The sequence below is a fragment of the Streptomyces sp. NPDC017993 genome (assembly GCF_044328065.1).
Lineage (GTDB): Bacteria > Actinomycetota > Actinomycetes > Streptomycetales > Streptomycetaceae > Streptomyces.
Genome location: NZ_JBIRGO010000009.1, coordinates 347,769 through 364,192, shown reverse-complemented (window position 1 = coordinate 364,192; position 16,424 = coordinate 347,769). Strand labels below are relative to the sequence as shown.

The window sequence follows — 16,424 nt, the reverse complement described above, 5'->3', positions numbered from 1 at the left end:
CGCCGTGAAACCCGCCGCCGCCGCGGCCGCCGGCCGCTCCAGCAACGGAAGCTCGGTGAACAGAATCGACAGATTGACGTTGAAGCGCGTGTCCGTGTAGCCCATAAAAGCCGGCGCTCCTTCCGGATAGCGGATTAATATTTCTGGTATACGAGATGGTGATGGTGCCGGGCGTGGCGGTCAAGCCCCGCCCGGCGCACCGCCCCCTCGGGTCCTGCGTCGGACCGAGAGCCCCAGCCGGGGCCCTTTCGGCCCTGTGTCAGACCTTCAGCGGCTTGATCGCGGTGGGCGCGTGGCCCGGCTCGGTCGCGATCTCTTCCCACTCGTTCACGCTGGCGATGTCGGAACCGCTCATCGAGATGTTGGTGATCCGCTCCAGGATCGCCTCGACGACCACCGGCACGCGGTACTCGGCGGCGAGCTTCTTGGCCTCCTCGAAGGCGGCCAGCAGCTGGTCGGGCTCGGTGACCCGGATCGCCTTGCAGCCGAGACCCTCGGCGACCTTGACGTGGTCCACGCCGTAGACACCCAGCTCAGGGGCGTTGATGTTCTCGAACTCCAGATTGACCTGGAAGTTGATGTCGAGGTTGCGCTGCGCCTGGCGGATCAGGCCCAGGTACGCGTTGTTCACCAGGACGTGGACGTACGGGATCTTGTGCTGGGCGCCGACAGCCAGCTCTTCCATCATGAACTGGAAGTCGTAGTCACCGGACAGGGCCACGACCGGGGTCTCCGGGTCGGCGGTGGCCACACCCAGCGCGGCGGGGATGGTCCAACCGAGCGGGCCGGCCTGGCCGCAGTTGATCCAGTGGCGCGGCTTGTAGACGTGCAGCATCTGCGCGCCGGCGATCTGGGAGAGGCCGATGGTGGTGACGTAGCGCGTCTCCGGGCCGAACGCCTTGTTCATCTCCTCGTACACGCGCTGCGGCTTCATCGGCACGTTGTCGAAGTGCGTGCGGCGCTGGAGCTCCGCCTTGCGCTCCTGGGTGGAGGCGGCCCAGTCGCTGCGGTCCGGGAGCTTGCCCGCGGCCTTGAGCTCCTTCGCCACCTCGACGAACAGCTCCAGCGCGGCCTTGGCGTCGGAGGCGATGCCGTAGTCCGGCGCGAAGATCTTGCCGATCTGGGTCGGCTCGATGTCGACGTGGACGAACTTGCGGCCCTGGGTGTAGACGTCCAGCTTGCCGGTGTGGCGGTTGGCCCAGCGGTTGCCGATGCCGAGGACGAAGTCGGACTCCAGGAAGTTCGCGTTGCCGTAACGGTGCGAGGTCTGCAGACCCACCATGCCCGCGTTCAGCTCGTGGTCGTCGGCGAGGATGCCCCAGCCCATCAGGGTGGGGATGACCGGGGTGCCGGTCAGCTCGGCGAACTCGACCAGCAGCTCGGAGGCGTCGGCGTTGATGATGCCGCCACCCGCGACGATCAGCGGGCGCTCCGACTCGTTGAGCAGCGTGATGGCCTTCTCGACCTGCGCGCGGGTCGCGGTCGGCTTGAAGGCCTGCAGCGGCTCGTACGTCTCGGGGTCGAACTCGATCTCGGTCAGCTGGACGTCGATCGGCAGGTCGATCAGGACCGGGCCGGGACGGCCGGAGCGCATCAGGTGGAAGGCCTGCTGGAAGACGCCCGGGACCTGGGCGGCCTCCATGACGGTGGTCGCGGCCTTGGTGACCGGCTTGGCGATCGAGGCGATGTCGACGGCCTGGAAGTCTTCCTTCTGAATCACCGCGACCGGCGCCTGACCGGTGATGCACAGGATCGGGATCGAGTCACCGATGGCGGAGTAGAGGCCGGTGATCATGTCCGTGCCGGCCGGGCCGGACGTACCGATGCAGACACCGATGTTGCCCGGGTTGGTCCGGGTGTACCCCTCGGCCATGTGCGAGGCGCCCTCGACGTGACGGGCGAGCGTGTGGTCGATCCCGCCCGCGCCCTTGAGCGCTGCGTAGAACGGGTTGATCGCCGCGCCCGGCACTCCGAAGGCGTTGGTCACGCCCTCGCGCTTGAGGATCTCCACCGCAGCGCGGGCGGCTGTCATTCGAGGCATCGAGTACTCCTGCGTCGACCTGTCAGGGGCAGTTACGGCCGAAAGGCCGGTTTCTTAATTCCGTATCGTGGAATCAATGTTTTGCTTTATGGAAGGAACGTAGAACGAGACGATCCGCTCGTCAAGGGGATGCCGGTCGCGCGATGCCGGAATGTCCGCGATGCGGGGGCAGAGGAAGCGCACGAGTGCGAGAGAGGGAGGCGCGGGCGCGGCGGCGCATACGGGCGCGGCATCGCGGGCGCCGTGCGCGCGGGCGCGCGGGCGCGGCGGGCCGCCTCTCGGTCCGAAGGCGGCTTGGGGGGCGGGGCCGGAGCCGGGGCGGCGCGATGGGCACGCTGCGGCTCGCCGGCGATGAGGCGCGGCACGCAGGCCTCCAGAGGGCGTACGAGTGCCCGAGAACGTACGCATGCCGACGCCGGCGCCCCCGTCGTGGGAGCGCCGGCGTCGGCGAGGCAAAAGAGTTGCGGCAGGCCCTCGGCGCGTACGGCCCGGCCCACATCCCCTGGGGCATCGGCATTGCCGACAGCCTTCTACGGGGCAGGCCCCAGGAGGCTCTGCACTACGTCACGGGCGGGGCTCGCAGGCGTCTCCCTACCCGGCGGCTGTGGCTCGCGCTCGCCACCGCCCAGGTCGCGCCCACCTCGATCGGCGTCGACGCGCATGGCCGGCACCAGCACGTCGTGCATCTCAGGCTCGACAGCGAGGGTCCAGCCTTGCCTCGATTCCCTGACCCGGAAAGGGGAGTTGCTACCGAGGCGCAGCTTCCGCGCCTCCGGGCGAGCACGCCGCGCGGCGGCACCGACCCGCGTGAGATCGCCGCGCGCGCAGGTCAGCCGTTGCCGTCTCGTCGGGTGGGCCGGCGAGCTACTTGACCAGCCAGACCACGAACGCGACGGCCATGAAGAGCAGCACCGCGCCCTCGATCCAGTCCGTGAACGTGAACCGGCTCTCCTTCTTGGCGCCGTGCTCTTGATCGTCAGTCATATCTCATTCTCTTTCCCCACGTTGGCCTGATCCAGATCCACAGCGTCACTCAACCATGGCCAGGAGGCGGCCCTCATGGCTCTGCACCATGCGAGCATCGGCGAGCTGGTCGGGTGCGTCGACCTGGGGCGCATCCGCGGCGCCGGGGGGCAGCGGCATCGTCCCCCGTAGTCTCCCGGTTGTGGAGCGAATCCCCCACTCCTCTCCACCAGGGACTCCCCCGCTCCAGGCGCACCGGAGGGCCCCACCCCCCACAGGGTGGGGCCTCCGGTGAGTCCCCTCTACACGCGTCCTCCTGTGAAGATGCCCTAGCGGATCGGCATCCCCGACAGCGTCCGCGCGATGACCAGGCGCTGGATCTCGCTGGTGCCCTCGAAGATGGTGTAGATCGCTGCGTCGCGGTGCATGCGCTCGACCGGGTATTCGCGGGTGAAGCCGTTGCCGCCGAGGATCTGCACGGCCTGGGCCGTGACCTTCTTGGCGACCTCGCTCGCGTAGAGCTTCGACATGGAGCCCTCCGCGGAGGTGAAGGGCTTGCCGGCCGTGGCCATCCAGGACGCGCGCCACACCAGCAGGCGGGCGGCGTCGACCTGAGTGCGCATGTCGGCCAGCTGGAAGGCCACACCCTGGTTGTCGATGATCGGGCGGCCGAACTGGGTGCGGGTCTTGGCGTACTCCAGCGCCTCCTCGTAGGCGGCGCGGGCGGTACCGACCGCCATGGCGCCGACGGCCGGGCGGGACGCCTCGAAGGTGGCCATCGCCGCGTTCTTCACGCGCTCGCCGCCGTTCTTGGCGCGCTCGCGGGCGCGGGCCAGGCGCTCGTCCAGCTTCTCCTTGCCGCCGAGCAGGCAGTGGCCGGGAATACGCACGTCCTCCAGGACGACCTCGGCGGTGTGCGAGGCGCGGATGCCGTGCTTCTTGAACTTCTGGCCCTGGGAAAGGCCGGGGGTGTTCGGCGGGATGATGAAGGAGGCGTGGCCCTTGGAGCCGACGTCCGGGTCGACCACCGCGACGACGACGTGGACGTTGGCGATGCCGCCGTTCGTCGCCCAGGTCTTGGTGCCGTTGAGCACCCACTCGTCCTTGGCCTCGTCGTACACCGCGCGGGTACGCATCGCGCCGACGTCGGAGCCGGCATCCGGTTCCGACGAGCAGAAGGCGGCGACCTTCACGTCGTTGGCGTCGCCGTACATCTGCGGCACCCAGGTGCCGATCTGCTCCTCCGTGCCGTTCGCCAGCACCCCGACCGCGGCGAGGCCGGTGCCCACGATGGACAGACCGATTCCGGCGTCCCCCCAGAACAGCTCCTCCATCGTCATGGGGATGCCCAGGCCCGTCGGGTCGAAGAACTGCTGGGCGTAGAAGTCGAGCGAGTACAGGCCGATTTTGGCCGCTTCCTGGATGACCGGCCAGGGAGTCTCCTCGCGCTCGTCCCACTCGGCGGCGGCAGGGCGCATGACGTCGGCGGCGAAGCCGTGAATCCAGTCACGGACTTCCTTCTGCTCGTCGTTGAGCTCCATGGTGAACTCGGCCATGTCCCCTCCAGCGCTACGTTCTCAACTGTTGTTACTTGCGGTAACCCCGAGTGTGTTACTCGCCGGTAGGGGATGTCAACTCCCCAGGGTTCGATTTCGCCGTGGAGTGCGGGTGTTACGTTGCGCAAACGCCACGGATTCACAAGGGTGGGGAGCACGACCATGGAGAAGACACAGCACCTCGGTCGCCAGCAGGCGGCGACCGAGCAGCGGCGGCGGGAACTCTTGGAGGCCGCGGAACGTATCGTGCTGCGCGACGGCCCGGAAGCGTCGATGAACGCCATCGCCGCCGAGGCCGGCATCACCAAGCCGATCCTGTACCGGCACTTCGGCGACAAGGGCGGGCTGTACCGCGCGTTGGCCGTCCGGCACACCGACGCCCTGCTCGACAGTCTGCGGGCGGCGCTGGACGCGCCGGTGCTGCGCCGGGACCGCGTCGAGGCCACCCTCGACACCTATCTCGTCGCGATCGAGACCCGGCCTCAGGTCTACCGGTTCCTGATGCACCCGGCCGACGAGGCGAACCAGGCCGAGTCCGGATTCGATGTCGGACGGCACTCCGCTCCCCTGCTGCGCCGGCTCGGCGAGGAACTGGCCAAGGTCATCGGCGACCGGCTCGACCTCGGGCCGGGCGGCGAGGAGACGGCGCGTGTGTGGGGGCACGGGATAGTCGGCATGATGCACGCGGCCGGCGACTGGTGGCTACGCGAACGCCCTTGCTCGCGCGAGCAGTTGGTTCAGCACCTGACCGATCTGCTGTGGGGACAGCTGGCCCTTGCCAAGGACCGCGCGAACAGCCGCGGATTCTGAGCCGAAGGGCGCGGGTCCGCCGCTCAGCGTGCGGACTCCGCCGCCCACGGCGCCTTTGCCGCCGAGCGCAAGGCCCGCCGACGCCGCAGCCCGGTGAGATGGTCGACGTACAGTCCGCCGTCGAGGTGGTCGCACTCGTGCTGGAGGCAGCGGGCGAAGAAGCCCGTGCCGGCGACCTTCCTGGGCTCGCCGCTGACGCTGACGCCCGTCACCACGGCCTCGTCGTGGCGCGGGGTTCCGGCCTCGATACCGGGGAGTGAGAGGCAGCCTTCCGGGCCGCGCACGACCGGGCCGCCGGTTTCGAGGAGGCGGGGGTTGACGAGATGTCCGAGATGGCGGCGGTCCTCGTCATCGGGACAGTCGTAGACGAACACCCGCAGGGGTACGCCGATCTGGTTGGCGGCCAGACCCACGCCGCGGGCGGCGTACATCGTCGCGAACATGTCCTCGATCAGCCGGGCGAGTTCGCCGTCGAAGGCGGTGACCTCCCGGCAGGGCTCGGCGAGGACCGGGTCGCCGAGGAGGCGAAGGGGGCGCGGGCGGCCGGAACTGCCCGGGATGGTGCGGGAACGCATGGGGGTAAGCGTACGGTCCTGGTCATACCCGATGTCGCGGCACGGGTGGCGGGGTTCGGGCTCACGCCCGGATCTCGATAGGCTGCTCCCCGACCGAAGCCTCCGGCCGGTCGTCGGCTGCGGAGGAGGCGTTCCACCGGCAGCCCACAGGGCAGGAGGGCGCCGGATGCAAGGAGGATCAAGGACGATGGCAGGCAACACGGAGCCGCTGTCGCCGCGGGCCAAGCTGGCCGTGACGGCGGGCAAGGCCGCGGCGGCGGTATCGCGCGCGGCGGGCCGCGGCAGCGGATCGGTGATCGGTGGCCGGGTGGCACTCAAGCTCGACCCCGACCTGCTGGCCCGGCTGGCCCGGCATCTGGACGTCATTCTGGTGTCGGCGACCAACGGCAAGACGACCACGACGCGGCTGATCGCGGAAGCGCTGCGGGCCAGCGGCCCGGTGGTCTCCAACGCGCTCGGCGCCAACATGCCGGCGGGCATCACATCCGCGCTGGCCGGTGGTTCCGACGCCCGTTTCGGCGTCATCGAGGTGGACGAGAAGTACCTCTCCGGCGTGGCGCGGGATGTGACGCCGAAGGCCATAGCGCTGCTGAACCTCTCGCGCGACCAGCTCGACCGGGCCGCGGAGACGCGCATGCTGGCCGAGCACTGGCGCGAGGGCCTGGCCGGCTCCAAGGCTCTGATCATCGCCAACGCGGACGACCCGCTGATCGTCTGGGCGGCCTCGTCGTCCGCGAACGTGGTGTGGGTCGCCGCCGGCCAGGAGTGGAAGGACGACGCCTGGTCCTGCCCCTCCTGCGGTGGCGTGATGCAGCGGCCCGGCGACGACTGGTTCTGCGGGGAGTGCGGCTTCCGCCGTCCGACCCCCAGCTGGGCGCTGTCCGGTGACCACGTCCTGGACCCGCACGGCAGTGCATGGCCGATCAAGCTGCAGCTGCCCGGGCGGGCCAACAAGGCCAACGCCACGACGTCCGCCGCGGTCGCGGCCGCGTTCGGGGTGCCGCCGCAGGTCGCGCTGGAGCGCATGTACTCCGTACAGGCGGTGGCCGGCCGCTACGACGTCGTCACCTTCATGGAGCGGGAGCTGCGGCTGCTGCTGGCGAAGAACCCGGCCGGCTGGCTGGAGACGTTCTCGCTGATCGACCCGCCGCCGACGCCGGTGATCATGTCGGTGAACGCCCGCGGCGCGGACGGCACGGACACCTCCTGGCTGTGGGACGTCGACTACACCCGGCTCGCCGGGCACCCGATCTTCGTGCTCGGCGACCGCAAGCTGGACCTCGCCGTACGGCTGGAGGTCGCCGGACTCGACTTCCACGTGTGCGAGAGCCTGGATGAGGCCGTGCGGATGGCACCGCCCGGCCGGATCGAGGTCATCGCCAACTACACGGCCTTCCAGGACCTGCGCCGTCGCGTGGGCAACTGAGCATGATGCGCGGACAAGGACGAGCGAGCATGAGTGACAACAGCCTGCGGCTGGTGTGGATCTACCCGGACCTGCTGAGCACGTACGGCGACCAGGGCAACGCCCTGGTCGTGGAGCGGCGGGCACGTCAGCGCGGCCTGGATGTGCAGCGCCTGGACGTGCGGTCCGACCAGCAGATCCCCACCTCCGGCGACATCTACCTGATCGGCGGCGGTGAGGACCGGCCGCAGCGGCTGGCCGCCGAGCGGCTGATCCGGGACGGTGGCCTGGACCGCGCGGTCTCCAACGGCGCCATCGTCTTCTCGGTGTGTGCCGGCTACCAGATCCTGGGCCACGAGTTCATCAATGACCTCGGTGAGCAGCAGCAGGGCCTGGGGCTCCTGGACGTGGTGAGCACCCGTGGTGAGGCGGAGCGCTGCGTCGGTGACGTCCTCGCCGACATCGATCCGCAGTTGGGGCTGCCGCCGCTGACCGGCTTCGAGAACCACCAGGGCGTGACGCATCTGGGCCAGACCGCCCGGCCGTTCGCCAAGGTGCGGTTCGGCAAGGGCAACGGCGTCGGCGACGGCTACGAGGGCGCGTGGAACGACACCGTCTTCGGCACGTACATGCACGGCCCGGTGATGGCCCGCAATCCGCACATCGCCGATCTGCTGATCAAGCTCGCGCTGGATGTCAACGCGCTGCCGCCGGCCGACGACCGGTGGTACGAGGCGCTGCGGCAGGAGCGGATCGCCGCGGCGACGCAGCCCGCTTGACCCACCGCGGCCTTCGGGTCGCGTTCCTTCCGCATTTCTTCCGTATTACTCCGCTATTGGTCCCGTTTTCGTACGCCCGCAGTCCGCACTGCGGGCGTACGTGTGCCGAGGGTCTCCGCGCTTGTAGGGTGAGCGGGATCCAACCGGACGACGGGGTCCGGGTCTCCGGTTGAGTTGCAGAGGGTTTTCGAGCAATGCGTATTGGTGTACTCACCTCCGGCGGCGACTGCCCCGGCCTGAACGCCGTCATCCGGTCCGTCGTCCACCGCGCCACCGCTGATCACGGCGATGAGGTGATCGGTTTCCGGGACGGCTGGAAGGGCCTGCTGGAGGGTGATTACCGCAAGCTCGACCTCGATGCCGTGGGCGGCATCCTGGCGCGCGGCGGCACCATCCTCGGGTCGTCCCGGGTGCAGCCCGCCCATCTGCGCGACGGCGTCGAGCGCGCCCGCGGCCATGTGGCCGAGCTGGGCCTGGACGCGATCATCCCGATCGGTGGCGAGGGCACGCTGAAGGCGGCCCGGCTGCTGTCCGACGCGGGGCTGCCCATCGTCGGCGTCCCGAAGACGATCGACAACGACATCGCCGTCACGGACGTGACGTTCGGTTTCGACACCGCGGTGGGTGTCGCCACCGAGGCGCTCGACCGCCTGAAGACCACCGCCGAGTCCCACCAGCGGGTGATGATCGTCGAGGTCATGGGACGCCACACCGGCTGGATCGCGCTGCACTCGGGAATGGCGGCCGGTGCGCACGCGATCGTGGTGCCGGAGCGCCCCTTCGACATCGACGAGCTGACCGCCCGGGTCGCCGCGCGGTTCGACGCCGGCAAGAAGTTCGCGATCGTGGTGGTCGCCGAGGGCGCCAAGCCGCGCGAGGGCACGATGACCTTCGACATCGGCGGCAAGGACATGTACGGCCACGAGCGGTTCGCCGGTGTCGCCCGCCAGCTCTCCGTCGAGCTGGAGAACCGCCTCGGCAAGGAGGCCCGCCCGGTCATCCTCGGCCACGTCCAGCGCGGCGGCACCCCGACCGCCTACGACCGCGTGCTCGCCACCCGTTTCGGCTGGCACGCCGTCGAGGCCGCGCACCGTGGCGACTTCGGCATGATGACCGCCCTGCGCGGCACGGACATCACGCTGGTGTCGCTCGCCGAGGCGGTGGAGACGCTCAAGACCGTGCCGGTCGAGCGCTACGCCGAGGCCGAGTGCGTGCTGTGACGTCCGCCCGATAGTCCCACGCTGTACGACCCGCCCCCGGCCGAGGCATCGGCCGGGGGCGGTTCTAGTCTGGTCGCCGGAGTATTGGTACGAATCAGGAGCGAGCGGATGGATCACAGCGGGCACGGCATGAACATGGATCTGCCGCCGTTCACGCTGGGACGGGGTCTGGAGTTCGGCGGCGACCCGTTCTTCCTTGTCGGCTGCCTGTTGGGGCTGGTGTTGTACGGCTGCGCGGTGGTGCGTCTGCGGCGGCGGGGTGACGCCTGGCCGGTGAGCCGGATCGTCGCCTGGGTCGTAGGTGTCCTGACGGTCGCTCTGGTGATGTGCACCAAGCTCAACGACTACGGCATGGCGATGTTCAGCGTGCACATGGTCCAGCACATGGTCATCAGCATGCTGTCGCCGATCCTGCTGCTGCTGGGAGCGCCGGTCACCCTGACGCTGCGTGCGCTGCCCACCGCCGGGCGCGGCAACAAGGGTCCTCGGGAACTGCTGGTGGCGCTGCTGCACAGCCGCTACATGCGGATCATCTCGCACCCGGCCTTCACCATCCCGCTGTTCATCGCGAGCCTGTACGCGCTGTACTTCTCGCCGCTCTTCGACTTCCTGATGGGCTCACGGACCGGGCACATCGCGATGATGGTGCACTTCCTGGCGGTCGGCCTGATCTTCTTCTGGCCGATCATGGGCGTCGACCCGGGACCGCACCGGCCGGGCTATGTGATGCGGATGCTGGAGCTGTTCGCGGGCATGCCGTTCCACGCGTTCTTCGGCATCGCGCTGATGATGGCCTCGGAGCCGATGGTCGGTACGTACACGCATCCGCCGGCCTCGCTCGGCATCGAAGCGCTAGCCGACCAGACGGCGGCGGGCGGCATCGCCTGGGCCTTCAGCGAGATCCCGTCCGTGGTGGTGCTGATCGCTCTGGTCTTCCAGTGGTACAAGTCCGAGGAGCGGCAGTCCCAGCGCTCCGACCGGGCCGCCGACCGCAACGGGGACCAGGATCTGGCGGACTACAACGCCTATCTCGCCTCGCTCCACGCCCGGGGGCAGTGACGCCGGGGGCGGATGACACCTAGCGGTACGGGCCGCGGCCGGGGACGATGGTCCCAAGGCCGCGGCCCGTGGCATGGATGCCCGGGCCGGCAGGAGGAGGTTGCGGGTATGCCCGGATCTGCTAAGACGATGGCCGTGTGCACGGTGGGGGGTCTGGTGGTCGCGACCGCCTACACCGTGGCACTGGGCGGCAATGGCTGGCTCTGGTTCTCCTGGGTGGTGTTGGCACTGGTGACGATCGGTGTGGTGGCCGCGCGGCAGGCATGAGCAGCAGGAGAGGGCCGTACGCAAGGCGCTGACCTGCGGTGATACGACTGTGCGGTCGGCCGGGCGGCTCGCGTCGCGCGGTCCGCCCGCGCCTCAGAAGCGGAAGACCGGTCCCGTCGCTGAGTCCATCGTGCAGGCGCTGGGGAAGTCCTTGTGCCATTCGACCGGGCCGCCGCGCCAGGTCCCGGTGGCGGCGACGGTGACCGGGTCGTATTCCTTGGTGCACGCGTGCGGCTCCCCGCGCAGTGCGTTCAGGTCGCCCCGTGCCCAGGTCAGCGCGTCGCAGGCAGCCCTGCCGTGCGGATGGTCGCCGCGGCTGTCGGGGCAGACCAGCCGGATACCGCGGATCCAGGTGTGCTGGGCGTCGGACACGGTCAGGAACAGGCCGCCGTCGGTCGTCGGCCGGGCCGCGCCGGCCGGGGTGGCCGTGGTGGCCAACACGGTCAGCACCGCCACGGCGGCAGGGACGGTGACACGGGCGAACAGACGTGGACGGCTCACGGACATCACGGGCTCCTGAAGGGCACGGCGGGATCGACTGCGGGAGCATGTGCTCGGGCGCTGCGGCGCCCGGCCGCCCCAGGGCACCCCGCCGGACGCCCCCGGGCAAGCGGCCACGCCGTGGGATCGCCCGGACGGAGCTTTTGCGCCGCCGTCCCGGCAGCCGTCCGAAGCCGATTGCGGCGGACAACGCTTCCTTCGTCGACGCGGACACCGCGCTGCATGCCGCCGTCGTGACGGCAGCGCGCAATCCGGTGCTCACCGACCTGTTCACCGAATTCGTGCCGGCGCTCCGGTGCGGGCTGATCGAACTGCTGGGTCTTACTGCCCTGCGCGAGGAGGAGCCCAGCCACGGCGACGCCTCGCACGCGGCACTCGTGGACGCCGTCCGGCGCGGCGACGAGGCGGCAGCGGCGGGCACGCTGCAAGAGGAACTGGCAGCGACGTTTGCCCTGTTCCGCACTCCAGGTGCCGTCACCGACTCCCGGTGATCCTTGCGAACGGCGCCCGCGGAGAGCGGCCGTCCCCGCCCGCCGTGTCCCTCACGTCTCGGCGGCGGGGAGGCTCTGCTCGGCCCAGATCGTCTTGCCCGTCGGGGTCTGCCGGGTGCCCCAGCGCCGGGCGAGCTGGGCGACCAGCAGGAGCCCGCGCCCGCCTTCGTCGTAGACGCGGGCGCGCCGCAGGTGCGGGGCGGTGCTGCTGGCGTCGGAGACCTCGATGATCAGCGTGCGGCCATGGATCAGCCTCAGCTGGATGGGGTGCTGGCCGTAGCGGATGGCGTTGGTGACCAGTTCGCTGACCACCAGGCCGGTGACGAAGGCGGCATCGTCCAGATCCCAGGCCGTCAGCTGGTCGGTGGCGAGCCGGCGCGCACGGGCCACGACGGACGGCTCGGAGGGGATGTCCCAGGTGGTGACCTGATCGGCGCGCAGAGTACGGGTGCGGGCGAGGAGCAGGGCGACGTCGTCCTCCGGGCGTTCGGGCAGCAGCTCATCGAGCACGCTGTCGCAGAGGGCGTCCAGCGTCGGGGCGGGACGGGCCAGCGCGGTGTGCAGGGCGTTGAGTCGGTCTTCCTTCTCGTCACCTGCACCGGCTGAGTCGGGGTCATCGGTGTCATCGGCGTCGTTGTGCACGCCGAGCAGACCGTCCGTGTAGAGGGCCAGCAGGCTTCCCTCGGGTAGCTCGACCTCCACGGCCTCGAAGGGCAGGCCCCCCAGACCCAGGGCCGGGCCTGCGGGAACGTCGAGGATGGCGACGGCGCCGTCCGGGGCGACCATGGAGGGCTGCGGGCGCCCGGCCCGGGCGAGGGAGCAGTGTCGGGAGATCGGGTCGTAGACCGCGTACAGGCAGCCGGCCCCGATGACCCCGGCCGCGGCCGGGTCCGCGCCGTCCTCCTCGGCGGACAGGCGTGTCACCAGGTCGTCGAGGTGGGTGATCAGTTCTTCGGGCGGCAGGTCGACATCGGCGAGGGTGTGCACCGCGGTACGCAGTCTGCCCATGCTGGCCGACGCCTGGATGCCGTGGCCGACCACATCGCCGACGACCAGGGCGACCCGTTCGCCGGACAGCGGGATCACGTCGAACCAGTCACCACCCACGCCGGCACCGTGGACGGCGGGCAGATAGCGGGAGGCGACCTCCAGAGCGGCCTGCCGGGCGAGTTTCTGCGGCAGCAGGCTGCGCTGCAGGGTCACCGCGGTGGTGCGCTCGCGGGTGTACCTGCGGGCGTTGTCGATGCAGACGGCCGCTCTGGCGGTGATCTCCTCGGCCAGCAGCATGTCCTCCTCCACGAAGGGCTGCGGGCTCCGGTGGCGTGCGAAGAGGGCCATCCCGAAGGTGATGCCGCGTGCCTGCATCGGCACGATGATCGCCGAATGCATGCCGTGGTCGCGCACCAGGGAGGCGCGTGCGGGGTCCTGGGCCGCCCAGCGGGCCATCGACAAGTCGGTGATCTGGTAGACGGCGGCCCGGCCCGCGCTCAGGCACTCGGCCGGGGGTGAGAACTCCGGGTAGGTGGCCATTTCACCCACCCCGACCAGGGCCTCCACGTTCCCGATGACGGACTGCATGGCGGTGCGCCGCATGGTGATCGGACCGGTCAGCCGGCCCGAGGGCGGTTCGTCGCCACGGTGGAGGAAGGTCAGCAGGTCGACGGTGGCGAAGTCGGCGAGCTGCGGTACGGCCACGTCCGCCAGCTCCTGGGCGGTGCGCGCGATCTCGAGGGTGGTACCGATGCGGCTGCCCGCCTCGTTGATCAGCAGCAGCCGCTGCCGGGTGATGTGCTCCTCGGTCGTGTCGCGCGCCGCGAAACATACGCCGCGGGTCCGGCCGCTCGGGTCCTTCAGCGGCGCGAGCGAGACCGCCCAGGCACGCTCGCGGTCCTCGCCCGGGACGGGGAGGTGGCTCTCCAGAAACTGCCGCTCGCCGCTCTCCAGCACGCGGCGCATGGCTTGCTCGTTCTTCTCGGCTTCGGGGTGGGTCGTGATCTCGGTCAGACGCAGACCGCGCATCTGCGCGTCCGTCATGGCGACCACGCGCTCCATATCGGCGTTCGCCCGCACCGACCGCAGCTCCGTGTCGTAGATCGCCAGGACTCTGGGGGCCTGGGCGAACGCCCACTGCGCCAGTGTGTCCGCGAACGCGGCGCGCGGTTCCTCCGCTCCGGCGCACACCAGCAGCCACTCGACGTCGCCGCTGCCGGCTACCCCGCGGTGCGCGAGCACCTCCGCTTCCACCCGGCCGCCGTCCCGGTGCCGCAGCGCCATCCGCCGGCTCCCACCGGAGCGACGGTCCGTGGTACATCGGTCGGCGTCCTCGTCCTCGGCGAGCAGCTCCGCCGCCGGACGCCCCACCACCTCGTCGGGCCGGTGGCCCAGGAGCCGCTGGGCGCCCTCGCTCCACCCCGTGACGATGCCGCGCTCATCGAGGGTGGCCGTGGCGGTGTACGCCCCGCCCATGGGGCCCTCCGGCCGGTCACCGTGAGCCGCGCGGCGTCGCGTCACCACGTCTCATCTCCTCTCGATGAGACCGCCGCGCGGGTCGGGCCGACGGGAAACGGACACCCGTCCGTCCCGGCCGCCCCGGCGCGGCGAGCACGGGCGCCCGCCACAGCGGCACGCGGGCCGGTCTCCTGCGCCACAGCACCACCAGCGTATGACCTCCCTGTCGGATCAGACAGTCGGTGCGGGCCACCTGGGAACGCCCCCGGCCCCCCGTGGGGGCCCGGGGCAGCCTGAGGAATGCCCCATGAGCGTCCCCGGTGTCGGTCGACAGTGACGGGTGGTGGGTGAGGGGTGACGGTGACGGTGTGCGAGATGTGGCAGATGCGGGGCACACGACGGCGGCCGTCGGCCCGGGGCGATGACCGGACGTAGCTGACGCATCGTCATCACTACGGGCCCGCACGGGCATCAGTCCTGTCAAGGGTGGTTACCCCTGTCCGCGCCGCCACGTACACTTCCTCCCCGCGCACCCAGCTGACCTGGACAAACGCCGTCGTTGAGCCGATCCGGGCGAGTAAGGAGAACTCCGTGTTCTACCAGGTACTCAAGTACGTACTGCTAGGGCCCTTGTTGCGGCTGTTCTTCCGGCCGCGGATCGAGGGGCTCGAGCATGTGCCGGAGGAGGGCGCGGCGATCATCGCGGGCAATCATCTGTCGTTCGCCGATCACTTCGTGATGCCGGCGATCGTGCCGCGGCGGGTCACCTTTCTGGCCAAGGCCGAGTACTTCACCGGCCCCGGGCTGAAGGGGCGGCTGACCGCGGCGTTCTTCCGGGGCGTCGGACAGATTCCGGTGGACCGGTCCGGCGGCCGGGCGTCGGAGGCGGCCCTCACCTCGGGGCTCGGCGTCCTGCGCAAGGGACGGTTGCTGGGGATCTACCCGGAGGGCACCCGCTCGCACGACGGCCGGCTCTACAAGGGACGCACCGGAGTCGCCGCCATGGCCCTCAAGGCCGGGGTGCCGGTGGTGCCGTGCGCGATGATCGGGACGTTCGAGGCGCAGCCGACGGGGCGGCGGCTGCCGCGCGCGATGCGGATCACCATCCGCTTCGGCACCCCGCTGGACTTCTCCCGCTTTGCCGGCCTGGCGGACGAGCGCACCGCGCTGCGCACGGTCACCGACGAGATCATGTACGCGATCCTCGCCCTGTCCGGCCAGGAGTACGTCGACACGTACGCGGGCGAGGCGAAGGCCGAGGCCCAGGCCAAGGCGAAGGCCGAGGCGAAAGCGCGCGGTCACGTGCGGCGCGGGCACAAGAGCTGACGGAGGGGTAGCGCGGGGGGCCGCGATATCCCCTCGCGGGTCACGCCGCCGGCCCGTACCTTGATCGCCATGAAGGATCGCATACGGGGGTACGGGCGATGAGCGCCCGGCTGCGCGGGATGGCGCAGGAGACGGAGCGGATCGTGGCGGCAGGGGCGTATCGCGCCCCGAGCGGGCGGCTGGTGGTGATCGCGGCGTCGGTGGAGCGGGCACGGGCGGGCACTCGGCTGTACGGGCCGGGCCCTGTCGCGGTCGCCACCGGGGAGGCCGCCCCGGCGGGGCGGACCGCGTTCGAGGTGACGGGGGAAGGCAGTCTGACCGCCGGCGGCCGGCTGGCCGCGGACGGCGGCGGCCCGCCCGCTGTGCTGAACTTCGCCTCGGCGCGCAATCCGGGCGGTGGCTATCTCAACGGCGCGCAGGCGCAGGAGGAGGCGCTGTGCCGCGGGTCGGCGCTGTACTCGTGTGTGCGCGAGGCACCGGAGTTCTACGCCGCGCACCGCGCCGCACCGAGCCCGTTCTACAGCGACCGGGTGATCCTCTCCCCCGGTGTGCCGGTCTTCCGCGACGACCGGGGGACGCTGCGCGAAGTGCCGTACGAGGCGGGGTTCTTGACGGCCGCCGCGCCAAATGCCGGAGTCATCGCCCGGCAGCGGCCGGACGAGACGGTCCGGGTGGCCGCGGCGCTCACGGCCCGCGCGGAACGTGTGCTGGAGGTGGCCGCCGTGGGCGGACACCGTCACCTGGTGCTCGGCGCCTGGGGCTGCGGCGTCTTCCGCAACGAACCGGCCGAGGTGGCGCGGGCTTTCGCGGTGCATCTGCTGGACGGCGGCCGGTTCGCCGGCTGGTTCGACCGCGTCGTCTTCGCCGTGCTGGACCGCCGGGAGGACTCCCCCACCCGGGCCGCGTTCACCAGGGTGTTCGCGGCCTGAACCGGCGCGGACGCCGTACGGGCGGCCGGGAGGGATCCCGGCCGCCCGTACGGT

The 16,424-nt window shown here is 70.7% G+C and carries 14 protein-coding genes and 1 pseudogene; 9 read left to right on the top strand and 6 right to left on the bottom strand.

Annotated features, from left to right (window positions below):
* The 3 genes and pseudogenes from ACH4FH_RS19530 to ACH4FH_RS19520 all read right to left on the bottom strand — a co-directional run.
* Positions 1 to 105 (bottom strand): annotated as a pseudogene (locus ACH4FH_RS19530) (hydroxypyruvate isomerase); the annotation flags it as partial.
* A 154-nt stretch (positions 106 to 259) separates the two neighbouring features.
* Positions 260 to 2,032: a glyoxylate carboligase gene (gene gcl, locus ACH4FH_RS19525; protein WP_398557121.1), complete on the bottom strand. Its 1,773-nt coding sequence runs from the start codon at positions 2,030 to 2,032 to the stop codon at positions 260 to 262.
* A 1,301-nt stretch (positions 2,033 to 3,333) separates the two neighbouring features.
* The gene (locus ACH4FH_RS19520) at positions 3,334 to 4,560 is read right to left on the bottom strand and encodes an acyl-CoA dehydrogenase family protein (RefSeq protein ID WP_398557099.1); all 1,227 of its coding nucleotides are present in this window, start codon (positions 4,558 to 4,560) and stop codon (positions 3,334 to 3,336) included.
* A 162-nt stretch (positions 4,561 to 4,722) separates the two neighbouring features.
* Between ACH4FH_RS19520 and ACH4FH_RS19515 the strand changes: the two genes are divergently transcribed.
* Positions 4,723 to 5,370: a TetR family transcriptional regulator gene (locus ACH4FH_RS19515; protein ID WP_398557098.1), complete on the top strand. Its 648-nt coding sequence runs from the start codon at positions 4,723 to 4,725 to the stop codon at positions 5,368 to 5,370.
* Between the two features lie 23 nt (positions 5,371 to 5,393).
* Here the strand turns inward: ACH4FH_RS19515 and def are convergent, their stop codons facing one another.
* Positions 5,394 to 5,945 (bottom strand): peptide deformylase, encoded by a 552-nt coding sequence (def, locus tag ACH4FH_RS19510; RefSeq protein ID WP_398557097.1) that lies wholly within the window; start codon positions 5,943 to 5,945, stop codon positions 5,394 to 5,396.
* Positions 5,946 to 6,132: 187 nt separating this feature from the next.
* On the opposite strand from def, the gene ACH4FH_RS19505 reads away from it, so the two are divergent.
* The 5 genes from ACH4FH_RS19505 (at position 6,133) to ACH4FH_RS19485 (ending at position 10,675) form a co-directional block, all read left to right on the top strand.
* Positions 6,133 to 7,371: a MurT ligase domain-containing protein gene (locus ACH4FH_RS19505; RefSeq protein WP_398557096.1), complete on the top strand. Its 1,239-nt coding sequence runs from the start codon at positions 6,133 to 6,135 to the stop codon at positions 7,369 to 7,371.
* A gap of 29 nt (positions 7,372 to 7,400) precedes the next feature.
* Complete coding sequence (locus tag ACH4FH_RS19500; RefSeq protein ID WP_398557095.1) at positions 7,401 to 8,129, top strand: type 1 glutamine amidotransferase; 729 nt, start codon at positions 7,401 to 7,403, stop codon at positions 8,127 to 8,129.
* Between the two features lie 194 nt (positions 8,130 to 8,323).
* On the top strand, positions 8,324 to 9,349 hold the full coding sequence (locus tag ACH4FH_RS19495) for a 6-phosphofructokinase (protein WP_398557094.1): 1,026 nt from the start codon (positions 8,324 to 8,326) through the stop codon (positions 9,347 to 9,349).
* A 108-nt stretch (positions 9,350 to 9,457) separates the two neighbouring features.
* Entirely contained in the window at positions 9,458 to 10,408 is a 951-nt protein-coding gene (locus tag ACH4FH_RS19490; RefSeq protein ID WP_398557093.1) for a cytochrome c oxidase assembly protein, read from the top strand.
* A 108-nt stretch (positions 10,409 to 10,516) separates the two neighbouring features.
* A complete protein-coding gene (locus tag ACH4FH_RS19485) occupies positions 10,517 to 10,675 on the top strand; it encodes a hypothetical protein (protein ID WP_398557092.1) in 159 nt (52 codons plus the stop codon).
* Between the two features lie 93 nt (positions 10,676 to 10,768).
* On the opposite strand, the gene ACH4FH_RS19480 is transcribed toward ACH4FH_RS19485, so the two are convergent.
* Complete coding sequence (locus tag ACH4FH_RS19480; protein WP_398557091.1) at positions 10,769 to 11,182, bottom strand: SSI family serine proteinase inhibitor; 414 nt, start codon at positions 11,180 to 11,182, stop codon at positions 10,769 to 10,771.
* Positions 11,183 to 11,319: 137 nt separating this feature from the next.
* Here ACH4FH_RS19480 and ACH4FH_RS19475 point away from each other — a divergent pair, with 137 nt between their 5' ends.
* Positions 11,320 to 11,667 (top strand): FCD domain-containing protein, encoded by a 348-nt coding sequence (locus tag ACH4FH_RS19475; protein ID WP_398557090.1) that lies wholly within the window; start codon positions 11,320 to 11,322, stop codon positions 11,665 to 11,667.
* Positions 11,668 to 11,718: 51 nt separating this feature from the next.
* On the opposite strand, the gene ACH4FH_RS19470 is transcribed toward ACH4FH_RS19475, so the two are convergent.
* Entirely contained in the window at positions 11,719 to 14,181 is a 2,463-nt protein-coding gene (locus ACH4FH_RS19470; protein ID WP_398557089.1) for a SpoIIE family protein phosphatase, read from the bottom strand.
* 525 nt (positions 14,182 to 14,706) lie between these two features.
* On the opposite strand from ACH4FH_RS19470, the gene ACH4FH_RS19465 reads away from it, so the two are divergent.
* Complete coding sequence (locus tag ACH4FH_RS19465; protein WP_398557088.1) at positions 14,707 to 15,441, top strand: lysophospholipid acyltransferase family protein; 735 nt, start codon at positions 14,707 to 14,709, stop codon at positions 15,439 to 15,441.
* Positions 15,442 to 15,539: 98 nt separating this feature from the next.
* Positions 15,540 to 16,370, top strand: a complete 831-nt coding sequence (locus ACH4FH_RS19460) for a TIGR02452 family protein (RefSeq protein ID WP_398557087.1) — start codon at positions 15,540 to 15,542, stop codon at positions 16,368 to 16,370.
* Positions 16,371 to 16,424 lie beyond the last annotated feature (54 nt).

Coding starts and splice junctions, on each gene's coding strand:
- ACH4FH_RS19520 (WP_398557099.1), bottom strand. CDS start 4,560: ATGGCCGAGTTCACCATGGAGCTCAACGACGAGCAGAAGGAAGTCCGT.
- ACH4FH_RS19480 (WP_398557091.1), bottom strand. CDS start 11,182: ATGTCCGTGAGCCGTCCACGTCTGTTCGCCCGTGTCACCGTCCCTGCC.
- def (WP_398557097.1), bottom strand. CDS start 5,945: ATGCGTTCCCGCACCATCCCGGGCAGTTCCGGCCGCCCGCGCCCCCTT.
- gcl (WP_398557121.1), bottom strand. CDS start 2,032: ATGACAGCCGCCCGCGCTGCGGTGGAGATCCTCAAGCGCGAGGGCGTG.
- ACH4FH_RS19490 (WP_398557093.1), top strand. CDS start 9,458: ATGGATCACAGCGGGCACGGCATGAACATGGATCTGCCGCCGTTCACG.
- ACH4FH_RS19515 (WP_398557098.1), top strand. CDS start 4,723: ATGGAGAAGACACAGCACCTCGGTCGCCAGCAGGCGGCGACCGAGCAG.
- ACH4FH_RS19495 (WP_398557094.1), top strand. CDS start 8,324: ATGCGTATTGGTGTACTCACCTCCGGCGGCGACTGCCCCGGCCTGAAC.
- ACH4FH_RS19485 (WP_398557092.1), top strand. CDS start 10,517: ATGCCCGGATCTGCTAAGACGATGGCCGTGTGCACGGTGGGGGGTCTG.
- ACH4FH_RS19460 (WP_398557087.1), top strand. CDS start 15,540: ATGAGCGCCCGGCTGCGCGGGATGGCGCAGGAGACGGAGCGGATCGTG.
- ACH4FH_RS19505 (WP_398557096.1), top strand. CDS start 6,133: ATGGCAGGCAACACGGAGCCGCTGTCGCCGCGGGCCAAGCTGGCCGTG.
- ACH4FH_RS19500 (WP_398557095.1), top strand. CDS start 7,401: ATGAGTGACAACAGCCTGCGGCTGGTGTGGATCTACCCGGACCTGCTG.